Origin of the sequence: Cohaesibacter gelatinilyticus (assembly GCF_900215605.1) — a bacterium.
Taxonomy (GTDB): domain Bacteria; phylum Pseudomonadota; class Alphaproteobacteria; order Rhizobiales; family Cohaesibacteraceae; genus Cohaesibacter; species Cohaesibacter gelatinilyticus.
On the sequence record NZ_OBEL01000013.1, the window covers coordinates 1 to 4789 of the forward strand.

Annotated in this window: 6 protein-coding genes; 5 read left to right on the forward strand and 1 reads right to left on the reverse strand. The window is 46.7% G+C overall.

What is annotated here, in order from left to right:
- The 5 genes from CRO57_RS24865 to CRO57_RS24260 all read left to right on the forward strand — a co-directional run.
- The coding region (locus tag CRO57_RS24865; protein WP_210201007.1) for a CdiA C-terminal domain-containing protein at positions 1-951 on the forward strand (951 nt) is incomplete at its 5' end.
- A 21-nt stretch (positions 952-972) separates the two neighbouring features.
- Positions 973-1281, forward strand: coding sequence for a hypothetical protein (locus CRO57_RS24240; RefSeq protein ID WP_097156119.1), 309 nt, complete (start codon positions 973-975; stop codon positions 1279-1281).
- A 192-nt stretch (positions 1282-1473) separates the two neighbouring features.
- The gene (locus CRO57_RS24245; protein ID WP_097156120.1) at positions 1474-1782 is read left to right on the forward strand and encodes a hypothetical protein; all 309 of its coding nucleotides are present in this window, start codon (positions 1474-1476) and stop codon (positions 1780-1782) included.
- A 338-nt stretch (positions 1783-2120) separates the two neighbouring features.
- Positions 2121-2432 (forward strand): hypothetical protein, encoded by a 312-nt coding sequence (locus CRO57_RS24250; protein WP_097156121.1) that lies wholly within the window; start codon positions 2121-2123, stop codon positions 2430-2432.
- 206 nt (positions 2433-2638) lie between these two features.
- Entirely contained in the window at positions 2639-4336 is a 1698-nt protein-coding gene (locus tag CRO57_RS24260) for a CdiA C-terminal domain-containing protein (RefSeq protein ID WP_141401332.1), read from the forward strand.
- Between the two features lie 248 nt (positions 4337-4584).
- Here the strand turns inward: CRO57_RS24260 and CRO57_RS25045 are convergent.
- A partial coding sequence (locus CRO57_RS25045) for a hypothetical protein (protein ID WP_210201008.1) occupies positions 4585-4789 on the reverse strand: 205 nt, incomplete at its 5' end.

Below are 4789 nucleotides of genomic sequence, written 5' to 3' on the forward strand. Positions count from 1 at the left end.
CTTGCCCTGACAGGCGGAACTGTCAATGGCCGCAACCTCTCGGCAAGTGAACTTCAATCATTCTCCGAGGCCCTCACATTTGCAGGGGTCAGAACTATCCTGAACAGTGATGTGAATGAAGATGGAGACGATGGGACTGAAAAACCACCTGCAACCGACGACAAAACTCAAACGCAAAACAGTCCTATAGTGTCCGAAGATGGAGCAATCTTGCCGCCCAATGGCCCGGAACAGCCTGATCCAGAAGATCAAGATCCCAAAGGCCTTGTTCCCATAAAACCGCCTAACCGTAGTGCAAACCCCAAAGATGTAGGCCAGCAACCCAGCTCAGACCTCAAACTTCCGAAATCCAGCAACGAAGAGGAAAAGAAAAGGAGGATGGAAGCAGGAAAGGTTGCAGCAGAAGAATACTTGAATAGCCATGAACCCTTTAGGCCCAAAAAGAAAGTACCGCAAATTCGGATGGACGTTGAATCTTCCGAGACTCCTGCACTGTATGATCAGTTGGATGTAAAAGTTTTCGAACACTTTGATGGTGTTAGACCAAGCGCACCGGGTGAAGGCTCAATGTCAGGCACTCCCGATGGGTTCAGCGAAGATATGAAGAATTATCAAATAACACAACGTGTGCGCGAACAGGATAGTGCTTTTGTGTTAAAAGAGGCTGGCTACACTGTTGAGCACCAACCGCTGGTGAAACCCGATGATGATCTTAAGAAAGACGCAAATCCAGACTATCGTATCAATGGTAAAATCTATGATTGTTATGCCCCGACCAGTACTAGTGCGCGAAACATATGGACCTTTATTATGAGGAATAAGATCGAAGCCCGCCAAACCAAGCGTGTCGTTTTAAATTTGAGAGATACACCGGTCACCGTGTTCGAAATCATACAGCAGTTCAAGGCGGCGGGTACACCGGGGCTCCTTGATCTAATCATCATCAAATAATTGGAACTAGAAGGAAAGAAAATGGCAGCTACAACCGTGTTCCATACCAGCCTGGACGCCCAGAAAGTTGAGGAGCGTTTGAAACAGGTACAAGCAAAGCATGCTCTGCTTTCTACAAATTCCTACAGCTATTCTATGGTGAGTGTATCTAGCGAACTGGACAATGAAATCCTTGAAGAAATTGGGTTTGATTTTCATTCAGTGAGCAATTTCGGCATTACCGAAATAAGAAATGCGCACCCTGTGCTAAGCCGAGCTGTTGAACTGATGAAAGAAGAATTCAAAGACGCTGAGATTATTGCTCTGTTTCAAAATGAAATCATGATCTAGCTTCTTTGTTCAGGGAGCATTCCAATTTGCAAGTGGTTTCCCTACGCTTGCGCATTGGCAGACAAAGCGCATTGTTCTTAATCGGATAGCTCCCTTGACTGTGATGGAAGTCATTCAGTAGATCAGCGCTTTTCCAATAACGGGCCTCGACGATTTAATCATCATCAAATTGCGATAACCCGGAGAACATTCATGTCATCAGCTATTTTCTTCCATACCAGTCTGGACGTCAAAGAGTTGGAAAAACGTCTTAAGCAAATTGAAGCAAAACATCCAGAATTGTTTGAAATATATTTTCAAATTGATCCTCCACTGGCATCTGATAGAGAAACAAAGGAAGTGATGCTGGAACAGGGATTTGACTTTGACACAGTCAGTTTTTTCATGGCAGACCTAAGGAATGAACATGATGTAGCAGATCAAGACGGTGTAGACATACTGAAACGAGAGTTTAGCGATGTGGAGTTCATTGCACTTTTTCAAAATGAAACCATCATGTAGTGACATGTTGTCTTTAGATCATGCAATTCAACCAAACCGGACGGCCCGCGCTGCCCGGTTTTGCGTTTGGCCTCCTGAAATCCAACGCCAGTCCTAGGCAGCCGCCCTAATTGACAAAAGCACTCTCAAGGGTTGAAGTGAATGCCAAGTTCCATCAAAGCCTAAGGAATGACAAAAGTATCATTGAAGGCGATCCTTGCCATTGAGAAGTGAATATGACCGACAGCTCCCATAGTATCAAGAGATTGGTAGTACAGCTTCGGAAAAATCCGGTCCCGGGGTTGAAGGGACTGATGATTGTGAATAAATACGGAAAGGTCAAACGGATCTTCTAGGTTATGTCGATTCATTACATATTTTATACGGATCTCCCGGTCGAGGAACTGAATAAGCATCTAAGGCAGATAGAAGAAACCTATTCAGGTTTTTTCAAAGAAAGCTTCTGGATTGGAGAGGCTATTGCATCGAACAGTGAACGCAACCAACATTTAGAGGAGTTGGGTATCAATCTAGTTGCAACGAGTTGGTTCGCCATGCAGTGCAACAAGTTTGGAAGCGTGAAAAGTTGGGATACTGCAATTGACCTGATCAGAAAATCATTGGAACCCAATCAGGTCATTGTTCATGACCAATGGTTCAATTTGGTATGATTTGTATTTGACCAATATTGGGGATCAAAGCTCAAATAGATTCCCCTTCACACAAGCTGATCAGTGCTTGTAACAATTGAACCTCTCTCCACCAGTCCCAAACCGACCTGGCAACAGCCAAGCTGTACGCTCAGTTCTTCGTCAATCTCAAAAATCTCATCGACCAAGAGTTCGCCAAGGGCCGCTTCGATGCCCCGGAACCGGGCTTGCTGCAAAGCCTGATCCAAAAACAACTGGCAGCATTCTTCCCCAATCAGGCAGCAGACCTGCAAGCCCCGCAGGACGTCAGCAGCTCCGTCTCGACCAGTGAGGCTATTGCTGTTCCGATGCCGGAGGGCATTAGGCTGCCCAGCATATCCGGGATTGGTGCTGCGGCCAAACGGGCAGGTCTGGCGATTGTTTCTGCACCAGCGGCCTTGCTAGCCGGAGCCTTTGTTCTGGCTGGCACCAATTCCGCAGGCGGTGAAGACATCAATGAGAGCTTTGACCTTGGAGACTATGGCTCACTCAATGTAACCGGCATTGGCTCGGAAACGACCCGCACCCTGACCATTACTGCGCCTGACGGAAGCAAAACAATCATCACAGGACGACTGAATCACGATGAGAATGGTCCCCGTCACTTCACGCTCAAGAGCGGCACGATTGAAGATCGTGCCATGACACCGGGCGAGCTGCGCTATTTCTCCAGCATCCTCAGCGGAAAAAACGTCAATGCTGTTTACAGTGAGAGTACAGAGGACGGAGAAGAAGGCAAACCGACCAGACCAGCAGACAAAGAACAGCAAGATATCGAGTTTGCAGTCGCCGAAGGAGGGGCATTGGCCTCCACACCCAATCCTGATCCAGATGATGACGACCAGAACAACCCCGAAGACAAGAAGACAATAAAAAAGCGCGCCATCGAATGGGCGGGCAAAGCGATCAAGACACTTCCAGCACAAGTGGTTTCCAGAGCAATCTTGCTCGCCACCACGCTGCCTGCTGGTGAGGGTATTGATGAGACCTTTGAGCTGAAAGATGGCGGTGAAGTTTCCATCACCGGGCAAGATCTGGATCGTACTCTGACATTCAAGACTGTCTCCGGTGATGAAATCATCATCACTGGCCGTCAGGTCCTTCATCCAACTGACCCTGGCTACTTGTCTCTTTCCGGCGGCACCATCAATGGCGAAGCCATGTCAGCAAGCGAGCTGCAAGACGCCTCTGGCATGCTTTCAGACGGTGGCGTAAATGCCGCTTTTGAGGAGGCTGAAACACGAACTCGACCAACGAATGAGCAAGCCCTCGACAGATTACGAACTGTCATCGATGCCGCCATTCAGGAAACAGATGAGGCCAAAGGCCTGCAAATGATCTCAGAGGCTCTCAAAGAACATGAGCCATATCTGATTGACAAAGCCGTTCCGCGAGTGCATCCAAACGTCGAGCCGTCAATGAACCCGCAGACTTATATGGATTTTCATAAAATCATTGGTGAAAATCACAGTGGCCTCGGCCGCCCTCAACCGGGCAAAGGGTCAATTGAAGGCATGCCCGAAGCTTACGGTTCCAATGATGATGAAACTGTACGCAGCTTGGTTCGAGAAGAAGACGTAGCATTCGTGTTGAAAGAGCTTGGATATAAAATAGAATGGAAACCGGATATAGAGTCCGAGGATGATCTGGATTTCAATAAAGATCCCGATTATCGCATCAATGGTCATATCTATGATTGTTACGCCTCCATTAGCGATAAAGTTCGAAATGTATGGGATTACATCAGAGTTCACAAAATTGAGAATCGTCAGACAAAGAGAGTCATACTAAATTTAGTAGACAGTCCTCTTAGTGTCGCACAAGTTCTAAAGCAATTCAAAGAATATCCGATAGCCGGAATGCTCGATCTCATCATTATCAAATAACTACTAAGGTAACATAGATTATGTCTGTAAGCATAGTTTGTCACACAGGTCTCATCACTGCAGATCTTGCTGAACGCCTCAAAGATATTCGCAACCAATATCCCACTTACTTTGAAGAGGCATTTATTCTATCGGAAGCAACAGCCTCCGAGGATTTCTATACTGAAATCTTGCAGGATGCAGGCGCCGACTTCCAATCAATTAGCTGGTTTAGCCTCTCAAATCGCAAGGGGAATAATAAACTAGTCTTAAAAGATGGCGTTGAGCTGTTGAAGAAAGAGTTCAGTGATGTCGATTTCGCAGCCATGCATTTGAATGAAAAGCTGATGTAACATTCCCCTGCCTAAAATCCCACTCTTCCCCAAAACCGGACGGCTCAGGCTGTCCGGTTTTGTTTTCGCTTGCTGCAAAGCCTGATCCAAAAACAACTCCAAACAGACTTCCCCGATCAGG

Bases quoted from the DNA above. Each gene is read 5' to 3' on its own strand.
- CRO57_RS24240 (WP_097156119.1), top strand. From the start codon at position 973: ATGGCAGCTACAACCGTGTTCCATACCAGCCTGGACGCCCAGAAAGTT.
- CRO57_RS24245 (WP_097156120.1), top strand. From the start codon at position 1,474: ATGTCATCAGCTATTTTCTTCCATACCAGTCTGGACGTCAAAGAGTTG.
- CRO57_RS24250 (WP_097156121.1), top strand. From the start codon at position 2,121: ATGTCGATTCATTACATATTTTATACGGATCTCCCGGTCGAGGAACTG.